24 protein-coding genes and 1 tRNA gene are annotated in these 19652 nt (G+C 31.6%); 10 read left to right on the top strand and 15 right to left on the bottom strand.

Going from position 1 to position 19652, the window contains the following annotated elements; translation table 11 throughout:
* Nucleotides 1–12: 12 nt before the first annotated feature.
* Nucleotides 13–1431 (bottom strand): DUF2079 domain-containing protein, encoded by a 1419-nt coding sequence (locus Anndu_RS12085; protein WP_464101443.1) that lies wholly within the window; start codon nt 1429–1431, stop codon nt 13–15.
* Nucleotides 1432–1858: 427 nt separating this feature from the next.
* Here Anndu_RS12085 and Anndu_RS12090 point away from each other — a divergent pair, with 427 nt between their 5' ends.
* Nucleotides 1859–3445: an NAD(P)H-quinone oxidoreductase subunit 4 gene (locus tag Anndu_RS12090; RefSeq protein WP_464101444.1), complete on the top strand. Its 1587-nt coding sequence runs from the start codon at nt 1859–1861 to the stop codon at nt 3443–3445.
* Between the two features lie 111 nt (nt 3446–3556).
* Here the strand turns inward: Anndu_RS12090 and ndhL are convergent, their stop codons facing one another.
* Nucleotides 3557–3790 (bottom strand): NAD(P)H-quinone oxidoreductase subunit L, encoded by a 234-nt coding sequence (gene ndhL, locus Anndu_RS12095; protein ID WP_464101445.1) that lies wholly within the window; start codon nt 3788–3790, stop codon nt 3557–3559.
* A 211-nt stretch (nt 3791–4001) separates the two neighbouring features.
* On the opposite strand from ndhL, the gene Anndu_RS12100 reads away from it, so the two are divergent.
* The 3 genes from Anndu_RS12100 (at nt 4002) to Anndu_RS12110 (ending at nt 5465) form a co-directional block, all read left to right on the top strand.
* Nucleotides 4002–4087: transfer RNA gene (locus Anndu_RS12100), tRNA-Leu, on the top strand.
* Between the two features lie 476 nt (nt 4088–4563).
* Nucleotides 4564–4938 (top strand): hypothetical protein, encoded by a 375-nt coding sequence (locus Anndu_RS12105; RefSeq protein WP_464101446.1) that lies wholly within the window; start codon nt 4564–4566, stop codon nt 4936–4938.
* Nucleotides 4939–4949: 11 nt separating this feature from the next.
* Nucleotides 4950–5465 carry a hypothetical protein gene (locus tag Anndu_RS12110; RefSeq protein ID WP_464101447.1) on the top strand — a complete coding sequence of 172 codons (516 nt, stop codon included), beginning with the start codon at nt 4950–4952 and terminating at the stop codon, nt 5463–5465.
* Nucleotides 5466–5475: 10 nt separating this feature from the next.
* On the opposite strand, the gene Anndu_RS12115 is transcribed toward Anndu_RS12110, so the two are convergent.
* Entirely contained in the window at nt 5476–5820 is a 345-nt protein-coding gene (locus Anndu_RS12115; protein WP_464101448.1) for a helix-turn-helix domain-containing protein, read from the bottom strand.
* Nucleotides 5821–6363: 543 nt separating this feature from the next.
* On the opposite strand from Anndu_RS12115, the gene Anndu_RS12120 reads away from it, so the two are divergent.
* A complete protein-coding gene (locus tag Anndu_RS12120) occupies nt 6364–6549 on the top strand; it encodes a PCP reductase family protein (protein ID WP_464101449.1) in 186 nt (61 codons plus the stop codon).
* 84 nt (nt 6550–6633) lie between these two features.
* Here the strand turns inward: Anndu_RS12120 and Anndu_RS12125 are convergent, their stop codons facing one another.
* The 8 genes from Anndu_RS12125 to Anndu_RS12160 form a co-directional block, all read right to left on the bottom strand.
* Nucleotides 6634–7335 (bottom strand): phosphatase PAP2 family protein, encoded by a 702-nt coding sequence (locus Anndu_RS12125; protein WP_464101450.1) that lies wholly within the window; start codon nt 7333–7335, stop codon nt 6634–6636.
* A 129-nt stretch (nt 7336–7464) separates the two neighbouring features.
* Entirely contained in the window at nt 7465–8661 is a 1197-nt protein-coding gene (locus Anndu_RS12130) for a tetratricopeptide repeat protein (protein ID WP_464101451.1), read from the bottom strand.
* A 66-nt stretch (nt 8662–8727) separates the two neighbouring features.
* Complete coding sequence (locus tag Anndu_RS12135) at nt 8728–9198, bottom strand: allophycocyanin (protein WP_464101452.1); 471 nt, start codon at nt 9196–9198, stop codon at nt 8728–8730.
* 49 nt (nt 9199–9247) lie between these two features.
* Nucleotides 9248–9730 carry a 2Fe-2S iron-sulfur cluster-binding protein gene (locus Anndu_RS12140; RefSeq protein ID WP_464101453.1) on the bottom strand — a complete coding sequence of 161 codons (483 nt, stop codon included), beginning with the start codon at nt 9728–9730 and terminating at the stop codon, nt 9248–9250.
* A gap of 16 nt (nt 9731–9746) precedes the next feature.
* The gene (locus tag Anndu_RS12145; RefSeq protein WP_464101454.1) at nt 9747–10421 is read right to left on the bottom strand and encodes a 4-vinyl reductase; all 675 of its coding nucleotides are present in this window, start codon (nt 10419–10421) and stop codon (nt 9747–9749) included.
* A gap of 76 nt (nt 10422–10497) precedes the next feature.
* Nucleotides 10498–10989, bottom strand: coding sequence for a globin family protein (locus tag Anndu_RS12150; RefSeq protein WP_464101455.1), 492 nt, complete (start codon nt 10987–10989; stop codon nt 10498–10500).
* Nucleotides 10990–11057: 68 nt separating this feature from the next.
* Nucleotides 11058–11729: a hypothetical protein gene (locus Anndu_RS12155; protein WP_464101456.1), complete on the bottom strand. Its 672-nt coding sequence runs from the start codon at nt 11727–11729 to the stop codon at nt 11058–11060.
* Nucleotides 11726–12463: a V4R domain-containing protein gene (locus Anndu_RS12160; RefSeq protein WP_464101457.1), complete on the bottom strand. Its 738-nt coding sequence runs from the start codon at nt 12461–12463 to the stop codon at nt 11726–11728. Before Anndu_RS12160 ends, Anndu_RS12155 begins: the two co-directional genes overlap by 4 nt.
* A 594-nt stretch (nt 12464–13057) precedes the next feature.
* On the opposite strand from Anndu_RS12160, the gene Anndu_RS12165 reads away from it, so the two are divergent.
* Both Anndu_RS12165 and Anndu_RS12170 read left to right on the top strand, forming a co-directional pair.
* The gene (locus Anndu_RS12165; RefSeq protein ID WP_464101458.1) at nt 13058–14140 is read left to right on the top strand and encodes a hypothetical protein; all 1083 of its coding nucleotides are present in this window, start codon (nt 13058–13060) and stop codon (nt 14138–14140) included.
* Nucleotides 14141–14204: 64 nt separating this feature from the next.
* On the top strand, nt 14205–14837 hold the full coding sequence (locus tag Anndu_RS12170) for a ribonuclease H1 domain-containing protein (RefSeq protein WP_464101459.1): 633 nt from the start codon (nt 14205–14207) through the stop codon (nt 14835–14837).
* 42 nt (nt 14838–14879) lie between these two features.
* On the opposite strand, the gene Anndu_RS12175 is transcribed toward Anndu_RS12170, so the two are convergent.
* Complete coding sequence (locus tag Anndu_RS12175) at nt 14880–15377, bottom strand: HNH endonuclease (RefSeq protein WP_464101460.1); 498 nt, start codon at nt 15375–15377, stop codon at nt 14880–14882.
* 218 nt (nt 15378–15595) lie between these two features.
* Between Anndu_RS12175 and psbU (Anndu_RS12180) the strand changes: the two genes are divergently transcribed.
* Together psbU (Anndu_RS12180) and psbU (Anndu_RS12185) are read left to right on the top strand one after the other, a co-directional pair.
* Complete coding sequence (gene psbU / locus Anndu_RS12180) at nt 15596–16015, top strand: photosystem II complex extrinsic protein PsbU (protein ID WP_464101461.1); 420 nt, start codon at nt 15596–15598, stop codon at nt 16013–16015.
* A 267-nt stretch (nt 16016–16282) separates the two neighbouring features.
* On the top strand, nt 16283–16540 hold the full coding sequence (gene psbU, locus Anndu_RS12185; protein WP_464101462.1) for a photosystem II complex extrinsic protein PsbU: 258 nt from the start codon (nt 16283–16285) through the stop codon (nt 16538–16540).
* Nucleotides 16541–16743: 203 nt separating this feature from the next.
* Here the strand turns inward: psbU (Anndu_RS12185) and rpsF are convergent, their stop codons facing one another.
* On the bottom strand, nt 16744–17091 hold the full coding sequence (gene rpsF / locus Anndu_RS12190; protein WP_464101463.1) for a 30S ribosomal protein S6: 348 nt from the start codon (nt 17089–17091) through the stop codon (nt 16744–16746).
* Between the two features lie 189 nt (nt 17092–17280).
* Here rpsF and Anndu_RS12195 point away from each other — a divergent pair, with 189 nt between their 5' ends.
* On the top strand, nt 17281–18054 hold the full coding sequence (locus Anndu_RS12195) for a fumarylacetoacetate hydrolase family protein (protein ID WP_464101464.1): 774 nt from the start codon (nt 17281–17283) through the stop codon (nt 18052–18054).
* A 166-nt stretch (nt 18055–18220) separates the two neighbouring features.
* On the opposite strand, the gene Anndu_RS12200 is transcribed toward Anndu_RS12195, so the two are convergent.
* Nucleotides 18221–18697, bottom strand: coding sequence for a Tic20 family protein (locus tag Anndu_RS12200; protein ID WP_464101465.1), 477 nt, complete (start codon nt 18695–18697; stop codon nt 18221–18223).
* 234 nt (nt 18698–18931) lie between these two features.
* Nucleotides 18932–19423, bottom strand: a complete 492-nt coding sequence (locus tag Anndu_RS12205) for a Tic20 family protein (RefSeq protein ID WP_464101466.1) — start codon at nt 19421–19423, stop codon at nt 18932–18934.
* Nucleotides 19424–19652 lie beyond the last annotated feature (229 nt).

A 19652-nucleotide genomic window follows, 5' to 3' on the forward strand; every position in this document is an offset into this window, starting at 1 on the left:
CCTAAAATTTGTTTATTTTTTGACGAATAAAAAGATATTATCTTGGTCATAAATTAAATCAAAAGAGGATTTATTTTTCAGATCATTAATTAAATTGGGATCAAATTCATTCTTATTCTGATTCTGATCTAATAAAATATATTTAAAATCTTCTGGTTTAATTTGTGTATTTTCAAGGTTTACATTAGTTAATTTAATAATTTCCCTATGACTTAAGTGGGGAGCCACTCTTGAAGTTGTTAAAACACTTTCTTTAGTTGTTACTAATTCCACTGCATTGTAAAGTGATGAAAGATAAGGAACACTGGATAAATATCTATTTACAAAAAATTCATATTTTCCTAATAATAAAAAAGCGATAATAGACCATGTGATCAAAAATTTTCTATTTAACCATTTTCGTTGATGATTTTGTTGATAATAATAAATCGAATGTGATAACCAAACAATTATCAGGGGAAAAATAATTAAAGAATAATGGTGAACTAAATCTCTTTGGGCAAAATAATCAGAAATTATATTTAATAAGAATGATGGTAAGGCTGGTATAATTATTAAAGCTTGTCGCCAATGTAAACCAAAAATTACTGGTAAAATTAATAAAAAATAATAAAATAATGTATCAGGTAAAAAGAATTTGTTAATAATTAAACTAGGATTTTGTAGAATATTAAAGATAATTTCTGATGGTGAATTACCTAAAGATGCAAAGAAAACCACTCCTCCGGCTTGTCCTTGTCTAAGCATTGGTACAAGATAACCTATTGTTATTAAATACCAAAAAGTGCCGATCAAAATAGATAGAAAACCATAAATTTTTCTTTTTTGAATTAATAATAACCATATTCCTAAAGCAATAATATTTAAACTTAAAATTTCTTTACAACTTAAGACTAAAATAATGGCTAAAATAAATTGCCCTGTTTTTCTTTCTATGGCCGCCCATATTGCCCATAAAAAACAAGGGATGGCCATGGCTTCTGGACGAAAATCGGTAAAAAAATTAATATTAAATAAAGCGGGATAAAGTAAATAACAAATAACAATTGTTTTGGCATAATCTGTTGATAAACCGATTTGTTTACTCAGGGCAAAAATGGGTAAACTCCCTAAAGAAAGAGCGATCGCTTGAATGATAAATAACCAATAAACATGGGGATAAATTTTATATAAAATAGCAATAAAATAAAGAATAAAAGCCGCATGATCTCCGATCATGTGAAAACCAAAAAAAGATGAAATAGGAGGTAATCCTTGACTGGTCAAGTAGATCCATTGATCAAATAGAGCTAAATCAAGGGCGTTAGATTGAAAAAGATAGTGACGCAAACTGCTACAAAAAAATAAAATCAGACTACTAATAATTAGAAGCCAAGTTAATAGATGATTGTGCCAAGATTTTTTAATTAATACAATAATTTGATTATTCATATTTTATATTTTATTTAAGATTAATCTTATTTAATAAATAATAAAAAAATTAACTAGACTTATTGCCAAATAGCTTTTTTGCCACAATCGATCCCTCTGTAACAAGGCTTTCAGATATACACATATTTAATTTGCAACAAGTCTATTATAAATCGGAATCACAATTGAATATTGAATCATAAATTAAGAACTTAATAAAAAGGTTTGTGGTTGTGCTTTCGCTCTAAATATTTATACAAATCTTAACAAATTGTTATGATTTAATGATCATTTCTAACAATCTCTGCTATAAATGTTGTTTGATTTGTTTGATTTTGCTTACATTACAAGATTGTAGGTGACACAAACAAAACTAAAATAGGTATCCTTAATCTTAAAAGCATTTATTGGTTATATAGTTCAAAATTACTATTTAGAAAACAACAACATGAATTTAACTAACTTACCTTGGTTAACAATAATTATCCTTTTTCCAATTATTGCCGCTTTATTTATTCCGATCATTCCTGATCAGGATGGAAAAACGGTGCGTTGGTATTCATTGATCATTGCCTTAATTGACTTTATCCTCATTATCTACGCATTTATTACAGGCTATGATCTTAAAGCCAGTGGGATGCAACTAGCAGAAAGTTATCCTTGGATTCCCCAAATGGATTTAAACTGGTCAGTAGGGGCTGATGGGTTATCCATGCCCCTGATCCTCTTAACAGGCTTTATTACCACTTTAGCTATCATGGCGGCCTGGCCTGTCACCTTTAAGCCTAAATTTTTCTACTTTTTAATGTTATTAATGTATGGAGGGCAGATCGCCGTCTTTGCCGTACAAGATATTTTACTCTTTTTCCTTGTCTGGGAATTGGAATTAGTACCCGTGTATTTAATTCTGTCCATTTGGGGAGGAAAAAAACGTCTCTATGCCGCCACAAAATTCATTCTCTACACCGCCGGAAGTTCTCTCTTTATCTTAGTAGCCGGTTTAACCATGGCCTTTTATGGTGATCAGATCACCTTTGATATGCAACTATTGGCACAAAAAGATTATCCGATCAACTTAGAATTATTACTCTATGCCGGATTTTTTGTTGCTTATGCCGTAAAATTACCAATTTTTCCCTTCCATACATGGCTACCAGATGCACATGGTGAAGCTACCGCCCCTGCCCATATGTTACTAGCGGGGATCCTCTTAAAAATGGGAGGTTATGCCCTATTTAGAATGAATGCGGGAATGTTACCCCATGCCCATGCGGTTTTTGCCCCCGCTTTAATCATTCTAGGGGTAGTTAACATTGTTTACGCCGCTTTAACCTCCTTTGCCCAACGGAACTTAAAACGCAAAATTGCCTATTCATCTATTTCCCACATGGGTTTTGTGGTGATCGGGATCGCCTCTTTTACCGACTTAGGTACAAGCGGAGCGCTCTTACAGATGATCTCTCACGGTTTAATTGGTGCTAGTTTATTCTTTATGGTGGGAGCAACCTACGATCGCACCCATACCCTCATGTTAGATGAAATGGGGGGAGTAGGTAAACAGATGAAGAAAATTTTTGCCATGTGGACAACTTGCTCCATGGCCTCCTTAGCTTTACCCGGAATGAGTGGTTTTGTGGCAGAATTAATGGTCTTTGTCGGTTTTGCCACCAGTGACGCTTATAACCCCACTTTTAAAGTAATTGTCATTGTTTTAGCCGCCGTGGGAGTGATTTTAACGCCGATTTATTTACTCTCCATGTTAAGGGAAATTCTCTACGGACAGGAAAATCAAGAATTAACCAAGAAATACGCCTTAATAGATGCCGAGCCAAGGGAAGTATTTATTATTGCCTGTTTATTAATACCAATTATCGGAGTCGGTTTATATCCAAAAATTGTCACCCAAATTTATGATGCCACTACCCATCAATTAACAACCGTCTTAAGAAATGCAGTTCCCAGTCTGATCAAACAAGCCGAATTACCCACAGAAAATTCAACCTTTGTTTCCCTAAAAGCACCCGAACTAAATTAAAACACCATTCTAAAAATTAGTTAATTGTTTTGTTTAATAATCACAAATAGATAAAAGTTAAACATCACAAATAACTAATTTTTTAATAATTTATTTAAAAATATGACTTATTTAAGCCTTAGCATCTCTACGCTTAGGGTTTAAATTAAGAAAAGGACTCAATAAAATCATCCCAGGGAAGAAAAAGAAAACAAAGAAATACATAATAAATCTTTCAACGGAACTGGCCACATACCAGCGTTTTTGTAGATAAAGATAGAGACCCCCCGGAATAACCACAAGATAGAGACCACTCAAAATAAGATATAAAGCCCCCACCACCAGAGTTTGAAAATCTAACATCATCACAAATAAACCAAAAAAACAACAAGATCATTTTACCGCTTTCTAGGGGGAAAAGCCCTAAATTTGAGAAAAAAGAAAAAAATTTCAAAAAATTTTGTCAAACCCCTTGCTTTTTCTTTTGACCTGTGTTAATATCACTAACAGTGAAAACGAAACAAAATAAATGTCAAAACTTCACTAAACAAAAGTAAATAAAATTTTACTCAGAAACGGGGGTGTGGCGGAATGGTAGACGCTGCGGACTTAAAATCCGTTGACCCTTATAAGGTCGTGAGAGTTCAAGTCTCTCCACCCCCATTACTATACAACCCTTTCAGGGTTTTCCAAAGTGTAACTTTACTCATATCATAACTTTGCCGTTGAGGCAAGATTATGGTTCGAGATGAAGTTTTTTTATAATTTGATGAAAAGCAACACGAACTTCTTTATCTCTGAAAATACCCTCTTGGTTTAGAAAAGATGCAATTTTCTGTTCTGTTGGGTACATCCCCTTGTCATAAAATACTTTAACTGCTTGATAAACTTCTGCACAGGCTTTATTAATTCTGTCAATACGATCAGTAGATGGAAAAGTTTTTATTTAGGATTGATCGGAACACGAAAAACTAGCGATTATTAAAAAGTTTGTCAAGATATATGTACTAACAAAGAGGAATGTGATAAGAAAAAATTATCTAATACAAAAAAATATTCAAAAGCAAAAAAATAACCACAAATAGCCCTAAAAATGTTAATATCTTGACGAGAATATCAAAGAAGAATAAAGGACAATTTTGAAAAATAGTCAGCCCATTTTAATTACACAGGAAGAAACATTAAACCAAACGATTGATTGTTTAATCAATCACATTGAGATCAATAACCAAGGTGCTTTTAGCAAGAAAGATTTATTTCAGTTATTAGTAAGAGCCGCTAGTAATAATGATAGTATTGAAAATACTTCTAAAACGTTAAAGAATTGTCCTTCAGGTAGAAATATTCGTTATCATTTAGATAAATTTAATAAGTTTGAAACCTTAGAGTCACAAGTTAATTTAGCTTTAAAAAGTCAAGTTTTACCAAGGATTATTCAAGGGAAATTAAAATTAGCTATTGACTTAAATTTAATTCCTTATTATGGTGAACCATCAGAAGAAGAAAAGCCTTAAAAATTCCTTTTATGATTCCGGCAATAAAAACAGGAAAAACAGGTGGAATTAAACAATTTTTGAAAGGGAAAAAAAGTTATAAAACGACCTATAGAATGGGAAAAAGTGACGATGATTATGTTACTTTTGATTTATGGATAGTCTGTAAGTATATTTCGAGAAAAGGAAAGAAAAAAGAGAGAAAATATTTTGCTTATGTTGTATATAAACCAGCAATAAGTTTACATAGTATCTATGAAGATTACCGTTTAAGATTTGGAATAGAAACAAGCTATAGAATCAAGAATATTTGTCGAATCAAAACGACTAATAAAAAGCCAATAATTCGCTTATTATTTATAGGAATATCCTTTGTATTGGTTAACATTTGGGTTAATTTACTTTGGCGAAAAATAAGTATTCCTAGACGTGGTGGGCGATTAATTTTAGGTCATTTATTCACTTTTAAACAAATGCTATCTTTTCTAAGATCAGCTGTTGATAAATTATATGAAGTAATTGATCTAATTTATTTAACTGAAGGCTGAATCAAAGTTTTTAATTAAGATAAGTTTTACTTATTGTATTTCTCTTGATTTTTGTATTCAATGTTACCAAATTGTTGCTTGATCCAGCTTCTTCAAAACTTTTCCATCTACTGAAATTATGTTCTTGTAATAATGCGTCTAATCCTTCCGTCTTATATAAGTGAAACCATTCGTAAATTGTTCTCTCACTACGTCCCATCATTACCGCTAAGTATCTGATCGTTTCAGCCACTTGAATTTTCCAAAGATATAAAGCTTGAACTTTGGCAAAATTCAAAGCTGTTTTTTGTTGTTTCATGAGATTTTTTAGTGTATCTGCTGATTCAATTACTTCTATTTTTGATATTCCTGACATACTATTGCTCCTGTTAATCTATTCCTATACTAACCCTGAACTTACTTTTTGTAAATGGTATAAGATTATCTGATTTAAAAATTTATTTAGAGCGAGAATATAAGATTATTTATAAATCCAATCAAAGTTATTATAGTTTGCTCAAAGAAGCGAAAATAATCCAGCTAAAAATGACGAATTAGTCGAAGCTAAACAAAAAGAAATCAGTGAAAAATTAGAGATTTGGAAAAAATGAAAGTGGAAATACGGAAAATACGATTAAGTTTCTCAAATATTTATTCTCCTTAAGAAAAGGAAAAAGATTAGCAATATTTTGGGATGGAGCAACGTATCATAACTCAAAAGAATTTAGGGAATATTTAACGATAATCAATCAAGATTTATTAGATAGAAGAAGAATGGTTAATTACTTGTCATAAATTTGCTCCTAATGCTCCCGAACAAAATCCAGTAGAAGATATTTGGCTACAAGCCAAAACTTTTACTAGACAATACTACCATAAGTTATAATAACAATAAATAAAAGTTTAAGGTAAAGTAATTATGGATAATCTTAATCATACTGGGGTTTTACGTTGGACTCCAGAAGCCAAACTTAAATTTAAAAATGTTCCTTTTTTTGCTCGAACTCAAGCGCGTAAAATGATTGAAGAAATTGCGCGTCAAACTGAAGATAATGTTGTGACAGTGGAAATTGTTGAAAAGGCTAGAATTAGTTTTGGCCAATGATCTGGCTATTGGTTTTTTTAACAATTGAAATCTCCTATCAAAATGTGATAAGTTAATAGTTGATTGTTGATAGTTAATCTTAATTTAGTTAGATTTATTTTTCTGAAAAAATAATTTAATTAATGTTAAACAAATTGTAAACCAAATAAAACCAATTCCATAGCCTCCTATTATATCTGTAGGCCAATGTACTCCTAAATAAAGACTACCTAAACCCATTCCTAAAATAAAGGTAAAAGTTAAACTATAAATTAAAATCTGATATTGTGGAAATTGTCGGGTTAAAAGAGTTGATAAGACTAAATATAAAGTAAAATTGCCCGTAGCATGACCACTGGGAAAAGATAAACCGATAATGTCTGGAACATTACCGTATGGTGGATAAAAATAGGGAGGCCGCATTCTGCCAATGTGGGGTTTAAGTATTTTATCTACTAAAATTAAGACTCCTCCTGATGAAATGGCAAGGAAAAAACTATCTAACCAACGATTTTTCCAAAGTAAAAAAGATAGAGTTCCTGCTACAATAAAAGCGGAAATTTCTTTGTCTCCAATATTGTATAAAAAAGCTAATATTTGACCGAACCAACTAGGAATATGATCATGTAACCAAAACCAAAAATTTTGTTCAAAGATAAAACCTGCTTGATCTCGAATTTCGGTTTTTGGAAGATTTAAAGTTAACCAAATTAAAGGTATGGAAATAATTAGAGAAATAACGATTCTTAACTTATCAAAAAAGTTTAATGTATGATTAATTTTTTGTTTAATTTGAGAAAAATTCATTGATAGATGATTACAAAATATATATTTATTTTGATCATACCTTAATTTTAAACAACTTAAAAATTAGTTAGATCAAGTCGGGGATTTAAAAAATCTCCGACTTTTGATCTTAACATTTTAACTTTAAATTTATTCAAATAAACCACTTACTGCCACATTAGGCGCTCTTTCTTCGGCTTTTCCGCCAATATGATGAATTTCTTTCATTAAGTCTCTGGCTTTTTGATAATTGGGAATATCGCCCTGTTCAAAATAATGTTTGGCCGATTCTCTTAAATCATCTAAAGCGCCTTGGCGATCGCCGATTTTTTGGCGTAAAACTGCTCGATGATAATAAGCTTTAGCAAAACAGGGATTGATTTTAATAGCTTCAGTATGATCATTAATTGCTACTTGATAATCCCCTAAACGTTCATGATTGAGGCCTAAATCAAAGTAAGAATCTGCGGCTTTGTCTTCAAGTTTAATCGTTTGAGTTTTTGTTTCAATTTCTTTAAGACATTCTACAACTTCGGCTAATTCGTGATGTTTAGAATCCATGTTTTTTGTATATTCATGAAGTTGTTGGGTATCTTGTTTTAAATGAGAAGTTAACTCATTAACTTGAGATAATTGACTGGCTAATTTTTGTAAATTTTGTTGTTGATTTTGACTTTGTTTTGATAATTCAGTTAAAGCTGTTTGTTGAACTTCTTGTAATTTAACGGATAAACTTTGTAAATTTTGTTGATGGGCTTTACTTTGTTCAATTAATTCGGCGATCGTGAATTTTTGAATTTCTTGAAGTTGATCTCGTAAATAATTAATTTGGTTTTTATTTTGGTTATTATCTTGAATTAATTGACCCCTTTCTAGTAATTCTTCAATACTTAATTGTTTAATATCATTAAGATCTTGAGTAACTACAGCTAAAGTTTCTTTATTTTGACTACTTTCTAAAGTTAAAGGAATAATTGTTTCTTCTTGTAATTGCTGTAACTTTTGAGAAAGAAGTTCATGATTTTTGGTCAATTGATTATCAACTTCTTCAATATTTTCTGTTAGATAATCTAACTTATTCTTACTATATTGAGCTAGTTGAATTAACTTACCATTAATATTTTGATCCCCTTGTTCAACTAATCTTTTACGATTATAAAAGTTAAGAGCTAAAGAAGCAGAAATCGGTAAAGAAGCAATGGCAAATTGATTAATAATCACAGAAGCAACCGAGCCACCGATCGCCAGAATAATTGAAGCCAACTCCACAATTTCTAAAGTATCATAACCTTTAGTTTTAGATTGAGAAACGGGATTATTGTTAGTAGTTTCGGTTGAACTTTCCATAATTTTACCTAAAAAAAATTAAACTTAAAATTAATAATTAACTCAATAATGACCAATGAAAAATAATTAATTAGCTAAAATACTATGGGTTAATTGTAAACCTGGCATTAATAATTTAGCGTGTTCAGGTTCAAAAAATTCATTAACCACATCTTGTAAAATTTGATAAGTTTTCTGGGTATATTCCTTATAAGCAAAGGCTCTCACAATTGTTTCATACCAGATTAACATACCCTCTCTTAAGCGATCTAAATCACTAAATAACATGGCCGCCGCAATACATCTAACCACCATAATTAAATCATATCTACAAATCCAAGTAATATCCCTTGAGCCAAGATGAAACATATCTTCAGGAAGCGCTCTTTTTGCCATTTCCACTCGATAAATAATGCGTTCTTCTAACTCTCGCACTTTTTTATAAGCACTAATGCGATCTTCGATCGAATTAAGATAAACTTTTAAAAAGTCCAATTCATCGGCCGTTGCATAACGCCCTTCTGCTTCTAAACTTAATTGTGCCAATTGTTTTAACATGGTTTTATCTCCTAAAAATAATTATTGGTTATTGCTAAATGTTCACTGTTTAGGCGTTTTCAGTATTAGCTAAAAACTCACGAACTTTACCTTGAGTATCTTGAAGTTGAGAGATCATTGTCCGAGTGATTAACTTGCCTTCCTCAACTAAAATCGTTCCATAAATGGGATGGAGGATATTTTGCTGGGCGCGTCTACCGATTAAAGACTCCACATCGTCAACTTGAGATAAATACATCCCCCCCGGAAGTTCAACGGTAACACCTTCACCTAAAACCCTTGCTTGACAAGCTAAACGGGAATTAGTGCGACAAGTGGTAATTACCTCTAAAGTCCTCTGTTCCCTTCGGGAAATAGGGGATAAAGCCTCCATTCCCTCTTTAATAAAAACGTGACAAGTGGCACAACGTCCCCTTCCTCCGCATTCTCTCAGGATGTTTAACTCCTGTTTAATCATTCCCGAAAGTAAATTATCGTTAGTTTTAATGGCTACATCCAGATTAACAGGATCTAATTTAACGATTTTTGGCACTTTTTTATTCTCCCTTTTATTGATTAATTGGCTGATTATTACTTAATCTTTCCATAATTGTATCATGATCTTGCCCTTCTGATCGCCATGCTTGTGCAGGTTTAATTCTTTCTTCCAAACCGATCACAAAATAATTCCAAGGCAGATCGGGGGTTTGATGGGAAGTTTGCACACAATGAAGGTTACGCCCCGTTAGTAAACTGAAAAAAGCACTCAAAATGCCGGCCTCAGCAAAACCCATCGTTAGATCATCATCAGGGGTAACTTCATCAAAAGGCGAATTTTTAATTTTTGCCACCATAAAACCCTTGTCATACTGATCGAAATTAAAGTCAATAATCCCCCAACCATGAGTTTTCCAAGACTGTTTTAAACATTGTAAAAACTCGATCATTTCCATTTGGGCGATCGGTTTTTGGTAATATTGACTAATTTCTTCACCAAAACGGCGATAAAAATGTTTGCCCCAATGACTACCACATTTGAATAATACCACCCCTGCGGCCTGCCCTACTTCATTGATTAAACCATTATATAAACCCTGTAATAAAGCCTCTGGTAACGCCAAAAGTCTAGCTCCACCCCGACTTTCTAATAAGCCAGTTTCCACGTCTCCTTGGAGATAAGCGTCAGGTGAGAAAAAATTACCTAAACGGCGAGAGTCATTAACTAAATTTGCAACAGAAATCATAATTTATTAGTTATTGGTTAGCTATTAGCGATAAATATTAATTTATTACTTATTACTTATTACTTATTACTTAAAATTAAGTAACTAATTCTGGTTGTTTGGCTTTTTCTGAGGAGAAAAGGGTATTTTTTACCTGTTCTAAAAAGGGTAATAAAACATCATATTCTTGAGCAGGTAAAAAGCTTTCTAATTCTCTTTTTAATAATTTATAAAGTCTCATTTCAACGGTTTGCATTTGATGAGCTTTCACCTGATCGGTTAACCATTCTAAAATATGATAATCTAAATATTCAGGACTATTTAATAATAAGGCCATGGCACAATAACGCATAATTGCTAACCAATGTTTGATCGCTTCTTCTAGCACTTTTTCGCTTTCTTGGGGAAAGGCATTGACTAAGCGATCGGCCACGCTTTGAAAAATTTTTAACTCATTTTCCCTTAAAATTTCATATACTTTTAAACTGTGTTTTAAGCGTTTACTAAAATGTCTTAAACAAATAATTTCACCATCACATAGATAGTGATCTTCGGCTCGGTGGAATAAAATTGTTAAGTCTTTGTGCATAATACTTAATGACTTTTTATTTGATTAATTAATGTTTCTATAATTTAAACTTTAGCTATCAGCTATCTTTAAAATAATTGGGATAAATCATCAAGGGTAAATTCTTCTTCTTGAGAAGAATTTGCTTTTTTGGTTTTACTCTGGGGTAAGACTGCGATCGCAGGTTTTCCTTGCCAGTCAAAGGCCGCCCAAAAATCTTGAACTGATAAAGTTAAAGAAAAAGGTTGATTACTGATGGCCGTAGCGGTTAACACGGGGCTTTTTTCAACAGATGTTAAGGGAGTTTCAGCAGTAATCATTTCTTGAGTGTTAATTAAAGTTTGAGCTTTAATTTCAGATATATTATGTAAATTATCTTCAAGATTTTCTCCGATTTCAATTTCTTGTGACCCTAAAGAATTAAGGTCTACCACCGCCTGAAAATTCAACTGTTTCAGTCGGCCTGACCAATTATTTTGGTGGAAAAAGTCTTCCACCGATAAACATTGCCAAGGAACAGTTTTAGCTTTCTTGGGTTTTTGGGGTTGAGTTTTTGTTTCCTCTAGGGGCTTGATCCGTGCTTGAGGGGCTTGTTTTTCCTCAAGGGTTGGGGTCGCAACAACTTGAGGCGAAACCCTAACCTCTGGTTGTTTCACTTCTGAGGATATAGAGGATAACTGAGGCTGTTTAATTCCAGTCCAGTTGTGTTGAGTGAAAAAATCCTCAACGGTGAAACAGCGCCAGTCTAAAACTTGACTCATGCTAAATATTCTCCATTTAACAGGCGTTTTTGAATATCTTTGGAGGTAGCGCCTTCATTTTGCCAGAAGGTGGCCGCATCAATGCGATCCTGTTTCCCTAACAAAAATTTACAGTAGGTTTCCCCCATAGCGTAACATTGGATCTCAATACAGTTGAGGGGTTTTTGCACTAGATCGCTAAAAAATCCGGCAAATAAACCAGCATAAAGGTGACAAACGGGTTTCCCCACGTTGCCTAAAGTTCGGGCGATCGCGCTATCAAAAATATTGACAAACATAAAACCATTTTTTTGTTCAGTCATATCCACATCCCAGTTACCCCAGCCTTGGGTAGTAAAAGGCCACCACCACGCCTCTAACACATAGGGTAAGTTAGTTTGACTGAGTTTTTGACGATAGGGATATTCTTTTCTGAACCATTGACGGAAAAACTCCGCATCTTTAACACCCCATGCCTCGCCAATACTATATAAAACGACTGAGGAGGCACTTCCCACTTCTTCTTCTAGCCCCTGCATCAAACCAATGATAAAATCTTCACTGGTTAAGACATTACGAGACTCATTCCAGTCGGCGATCGAGCCATTTTCCTGATCGAAATCAAAAAAATCAGCAACGCAATAATGATTATGTTTGGTGGGAAATTTTTGTCTTAAACGATGTTCTACTTTTTTCGGAAAAGTTTTATTTTGACTGGTGATCTTAGTAGGTGAAGTAGGCGAAGTTAAAACCATTGATAAATATTCCTCATAATAAATAACTAATGAAGATTTTAAGATTGATCAGCTAGTTGAGCTACAAAAAAACTGTTAATTATTGATAATAAACAATTTAAAACAAAAATTAAAGACTATTTTCTGTTTAGTTAATCAAAATTAACATTCATCTCAAGATCAATTATATTACTGATTGTTTGTTAGAGCTAATTGACTGTTCAAAGGAGTAGTTGTTTTTACAGTTCTTAACTTTTAAGCAAAATTTTAAGTAAAATTTAAGTCAAATCGGCCTAGAGATTGATCCTCAAGTAAATTGACGAAATTACCATCAAAGCTTAAACTTTAAGATAATTATTAGTTGAGCCTATCATTAAACATCAAAGCTTAATTATTCCTAAAGATCAAGAAAAAATAACGAAACTTAATATTAAGGGAAATTATTGTTAATATAGATTAACAATTAGATTAACAATTAAGATTTATTTTTTTATTGATCTTGCACTGATCAATATGTATACTAAAGGGTAAAACAGGATCAGGAAAAAATTAGTTAAAATATCTTAACTAATTTTCAAAGCTAAAATATTAATAATTTTCAAGACAGATAAAATTATGGATAATACTAATTCTCTCAATCCGAATAATTACGATCTTATTAGTCAAATTTGTCTGAAAAATGCTTCTTTAAAACAAGCATTTAAACAGCAAAAAAATATTATGATAGAAAAATCAAGTGAGATTAAAGCTTGGTTAGAAATAATTGGTTCTGTTAATTTAGAGTTAACACAAAAAATAGGGAAAATTGAAGTATTGTTAAAATGGTATAAAATTATGACCTCGAAACAAGGTTATAGTCAAGCACAAATTGAAGATACAGAAAAACAAATTTCCTCAATTTTAATGGAATTAATTAATACTGATTTAGAAAAATTTGAATTAGATGATGGGGCTGAAGAAGATGGAATTAACTCTAATATTAATGTAGATGGAAAGATTAATTTTGACTTTAATTTTAATTTTAATTTTGCTCAAGATGAAGAAGAAATAACCATTGACACAAGGGAAATTAATCAAGCAATTGAACCGGAAAATAATGAGGTTCAAACTATGACATTAGATTTAGATTTTCTGCCCTATCGAGAAGAAACAGAAGAAATAACAACGCAAATAACAGAAATAAAGGAATTAAACTTAGATTTTATTCCCCTTGAAGCAACGGAAATAGAAACAGAAATTAAGGAAAAAATTAACTTTGCTACTGCTTCAAGAGCGCAATTAATTGAAGAAACAAGAAATGAAGAAGATCAAGAAACGGTTAATCTTTTTGATGAGCCATTACCCCTTGAAGCGGCGGAAGAAAATGTGCGTATTTTTGGAGAAAATGAACCAATTACTTTAGAAGAATTACAAATTGTATTTAATCGAATTTCTAAATTAAGTATGCGTTATTTAGGTGCTACATTAACCAAAAATTATTTTCAATCAACTCAAGGTAATGATTCTTTGTCACAACAATTTCAAATGAATACTAAAGGACAGATTACCGTAAGTGGTAATTCAAATCAAGAAATTACTCCTCAAGAATTGATTACTTTTAAACAATGGACTTCTCATTTTATTCAAAATTGTTCTACTATTATTAGTAATTTTCCTGTGATGATTAAAAAACAAAATTTATTAGGAAGAATAAGTTAATAATTGACAATTGATAACTGATAATTGATAATGAACAAATAAAGAATAAAAAATAACCAAATCTATGTCAAAATATTACGTTGTTTTAAAAGGAAAAAAAACGGGAATTTTTACTAATTGGCCAGACTGTCAAGCACAAGTTAACGGCTTTAAAGGTGCTTTATATAAATCATTTAAAACTTTAACTGAAGCCGAAAAAGCTTTTAATTTAAGTGCTGAACAATTTAAAAATACTTTTCATCAACAAGAACAAAATACTAAAATAATTAATCCTAATTTATGGACAGATGACATAATTTTAGATAGTATTTGTGTAGATGCTTCTTGTTTAGGAAATCCGGGTTTAGTAGAATATCGAGGAGTACATTTAGCCACAGGTGAAATTATTTTTCAGAAAAAACCCATCCCTAATGGTACTAATAATATTGGTGAATTTTTAGCGATCGTTCACGGTTTAGCCTATCTTAAAACTAAAAATTCAACTATTCCTATTTATTCCGATTCAAAAATTGCAATTAACTGGGTAAAACGGCAAAAAGTTACCACTAACTTAATAGAAACTGAAGATAATCAAGAAATTTTTGATTTAATTAATCGGGCTTTATTTTGGTTAGAAAATAACCGTTATCAAAATAAAATTATTAAATGGGATACGGCCAATTATGGACAAATTCCCGCCGATTTTGGCAGAAAATAAAATCGATCAATTCATTGTTAATTGTTAATTTTCAACGGTCAATTATCCATTAATAATATATTTTTGCCAATGATGATTAATAACATTTTTAGAATGTTTAATAATTTCAAAATGAAGGGTACTGCTAGGGCGATCGGGCTTAGTTAATAAGATCATATTCGCTTCTTTCGGAGTACGATTACCCTTTTTCACATTACATTTCATACAAGCAGTAACTAAATTTTCCCATGATTGGCCGCCACCCCTTGAACGGGGAATAATATGATCCAAAGTTAATTCTCCCCCGACTCGATTACAATATTGACAAGTGTGGCGATCCCGTTCAAAAATATTACGACGAGTCAAAGGAATTTCTTGATAAGGCACACGCACATAATAACGCAGACGAATTACCGCCGGAGAAGGAAAATTATGATATAAATATTCTTCATAATGTTCAATTGATTCAGCTTTACCTTTAATCAATAAAACCACTGCCCTTTTCCAACTGGTAACATTCAGGGGTTCGTAGGAAGCATTGAGAACTAAAACCTTACTCATCTTGCTTAAACCGTCAGAGAATATTAATTGAGATAATTTAGAATAAATTTTTTTTGATGTTAACACATCTTTTCTAAATCGTGGTCACAGTTAAGGAAAGTGCGCCTTAGTATAAAATGAGATTTTGAACAAAAAACTTAAATTTTTGTACCATCAAACTTAAAATTAAAAAACAACATATATTTTTGGCTTAATCAGCCAAAGGAGGACTTAAATTGATGAAAAAGTTAATTCAGGCATTAGCAGTATTGGTTCTTGTAATCAGTAGTTTTGCTTTTGGCATTAATCAAAGTAGTGCTGGTGAATTACAATTAACCTTACCCTCATCCCCTATTTTAGCAGTAACAGAACGCCGTAATCCGGCTGATGCTCTGCTGGAAACTGATTTTGGTAAAAAATACGATTTGAATAATACCCCTTTGCGTAAATTCCGTGAGATCCCCGGTTTTTATCCAACTTTAGCCGAAAAAATTGGCAAAAATGCACCATACGACAAAGTTGAGGATGTGTTAAATATTCCTGACTTAACTGAAGCTCAAAGAGCTAAACTTGAAGCCAATTTAGACAAATTTACAGTTAACCCTCCGATTGATGTCTATAATGAAGAAGATAATCGGATCAATCCGGGTGTTTACTAAGTTAAACTAAAATCTGTTTTTGTCTAAAAGTATCTTTAAGATTAATTTTTAATCTCAAAAATTTAACTATTTGCACAAAAAAGCCCACCTTATAAGCTGAAGGTGGGTATTTTTTCATTAATAATGAAAGCTAAATTTGATTAGTAAAAAAATTTAGTTTTATGTTTAGAAATTAATTTTAAAGTTAGATAAAAAAACAAAACTTTAGCATTTTATCGTTATAATTAACTGGAAAACTAAATAGATAACTTTCTTTTTTTGATTTTTATGTACAATAGAGCAGACAGCAAACTAGGAACTAATTTTGGGAAAAAAGTGGATTTGAATAACTCAAAGGTAAGAGATTTTATTCACTTACCCGGTTTTTATCCTATTTTAGCCAAAAAAATTATTGACAATGCACCATACCAAAAAATTGAGGATGTGTTAAATATTCCTGACTTAACTGAAGCTCAAAGAGCCAAGCTTGACGCTAATTTCGGTGAGTTTATGATTACTACTTGGAGTGATGATGTCTTAAATTAAGAAGATAATCGGATCAATCTGGGTGTTTACTAATTTAAACTAAAATCTGTTTTTGTCTAAAAGTATCTTTAAGATTAATTTTTAATCTCAAAAATTTAACTATTTGCACAAAAAAGCCCACCTTCAGGTTAGAAGGTGGGTATTTTTTATTAATGGATAATTGATAATGGAAAGTTAACAATGAATGGTTCAATTGTCAATTGTTAATTAGCATCGGCTTCTGAAGTAGCATCTTCAACCTTTGACTCGGATGTTTTAGCTTCATCTTTGAGGGCGATCGTCAAATAACGAATAACCTCATCTCCTAAACGCATTGCTCTTTCTAAGGGTGCAACTTGAGTGCCATCGGCTTTATAATTCGTTTGAATATAAATTCCGTCATTACGTTTTTTGATGGTATAAGCTAATTTACGCTTACCTAAATTTTTAACTTCAATATCAGTGGCACCGTGATCGGTTAAAAATTTATTATACTTTTCGATCGTTTGAGATACCTGCTCCTCTGAGAACTCAGGGCGCAAAATATACATCATTTCGTAGGAATTACTCATTATTTAGATATTCTCCTTATGGACAAGATGGTTTTTCTGACTGTCTTTAGGTCATTAAGTTTAAAGATACAATTAGAAAAACAAGGCATTTAGCATTTTACTATTATAATGGACAAGATGACTCATCCTCTCACCTTAATTTTTTGATTTTTATGATTATTTTAGAGAGCTAGGATCAATAGATAAATTATGGCACAACGCTATGTTAGGGTGAAAACCTTAGAAAATACCATTCATTACGGTTTATTACAACTTAATCGCACGGTTAAACTTTTAGATGCACCTCCTTGGTTAGGTGGCAAAGAAGTTGATTTAGAATTAAACCCCGATCAATATGAATTATTAGCACCTTGTAACCCTTCTAAAATTGTAGCGGTAGGTAAAAATTATCCTCTCCATGCGGCTGAAATGGGAACTCCTCCCCCCGATGAACCCCTAATTTTTCTCAAACCCCCCACCACCTTAAATTCCCATAATAAACCTGTTATTTATCCTAAACAATCTCACCGTTTAGACTATGAGGGGGAGTTAGCCCTTGTGATCGGCGATCGCATTTCCCATCTGCCACCCCAAGAAGCTAGAAGTAAAATTTGGGGTTATACCATCGCCAATGATATTACGGCCAGAGATTTACAAATCAAAGACGAACAATGGACGAGAGCCAAGGGTTTTGATACTTTTTGCCCTTTAGGCCCTTGGATCGTGCGTGAGATCAGCGTGGGAGCATATTTAAAAACTTTTGTCAATGACGAAACCGAACCCCGTCAATGTGCCTCTATTCAAGAAATGTTGTTTTCACCGGAGGTTTTAGTTTCTTATATTTCCCAAATTATGACTTTAGTACCCGGAGATGTGATTTTAACGGGTACACCCAGTGGCATCGCAGGGTTACAAGTGGGCGATCGCATTCGAGTGGAAATTGAGGGGATCGGCTCGTTAGAAAATTATGTTATTTTAGAATAATAATTCAACAATTGACAATTGACAATAATGTCTACTTTAAACTATTTAAAAGTAGAAGATTAAAAATAAAGAAAATTTTTTTATTTTGGTTTTTTTGAGTGATTTTAAACAAAATTAATTGTCAATTATCAATTGATGAATAATGGATAATGAGCAATAGCAAAAATTAACGAATTTGGGAAGAAACGGCATTAGAAATGGCAGGAAGTTCAGCTTTTAAGCCTCTAGCTGATTGAATTGTGCCATAAAAACAGGCCGTTAAAGTACCAAGAAAAATCGTATTAGCTACCGTTAAAACTAATAAATTTTGATACCCTAAACCGTTCATTAAAATTTGTAAGGCAAAGCCTCCTAAAACTAAAACTAAATCTAATAAAATTGCTTGTAAAGTGTTAAATGCAGTAAAATAATTAACATTAGGATTTCTCACTACACCTAAAAATAAAGCAAAGAAAATGATTAATCCTGCAAAGGGAAAACTATGATAAAAATTAATTAAAGGGCGAAAAGGTAAATAAATTAATGTTACCAATGGAAAATCTTTCATTAAGGGAATACCAATGGGAAATACATCAAGAAAAGGTAAAAGATAAACTAAACTACTGATAATTTTATCTTTAGTTTCAATTGAGCCACGAAACATTTTTTAACTCCTAAATAAATTTATGATTGATTATTTTTTATTGGTTACTTTTGATTAATTATAGCAAAGAAAAATTTTATTTCAAGATATATCATTTATAAATTGATTGTCTTTTTTATAATAATTGATTTGCTAGGGTTTATTGAGGATTGCTATAAATAATTTTCAATCAAAAATTACTTAATTTTATTGAACTAAATTAATAATAAAAGAGTGAATTTAATCAAGGATTAACTAATAATATAATTGATTATAGGCCGCTTTTGAAATAACAGGAAGTTCTGCATAAATTCCCCTTGCTGACTGAAACATGGCATATAAACAAGCCCCAAAAGAAGTAATAAAAATTAAATTATAAAGTGCTTGAATTAATAAAGGAAATCCCGCAAAAATAGGCTCAAAAATCCACTTAATCACTAAACCTAATAAACTTAATAAAATACCAATTAAAATACTTTGTAAAGCGTTATAACGAATAAAATGTTTAATTTGATTATTTCTAACCACCGCTAAATATAAAATGATAAATACAATAAAACTAGCATAACTATTTAAACTATAAACAATATGAATAGGAAATAAAATATAAGATAAAATTAATTGGATTAATGGTGGAAACTTATCAAATAAATAACTACCAAAAAAGAAACTATCATAAATAGCAAATAAATAAATTAAAATACTAAAAGTGCGATCTTGAATATTAGTTGAACCTCGCCAAGCCATTATTTAACACTCCAAAATATAATTATAATGATGTAAATAGACTTCTTAGAAAAGTAATAAATATTAACTAATAAAATCAATTATCATCAAGTTTTTATCAATTCTTATCCTTATTACTGATTAATTATTACCTATTACTTGACTTGTGCAAGAAGTCTAATAATCTTATTTTAACCTTTTTTTGATTGATGATCTATTGATTATTGACTAGACTTTTTTTTTCAAATAT

Source organism: Annamia dubia NIES-4383, from assembly GCF_055394725.1.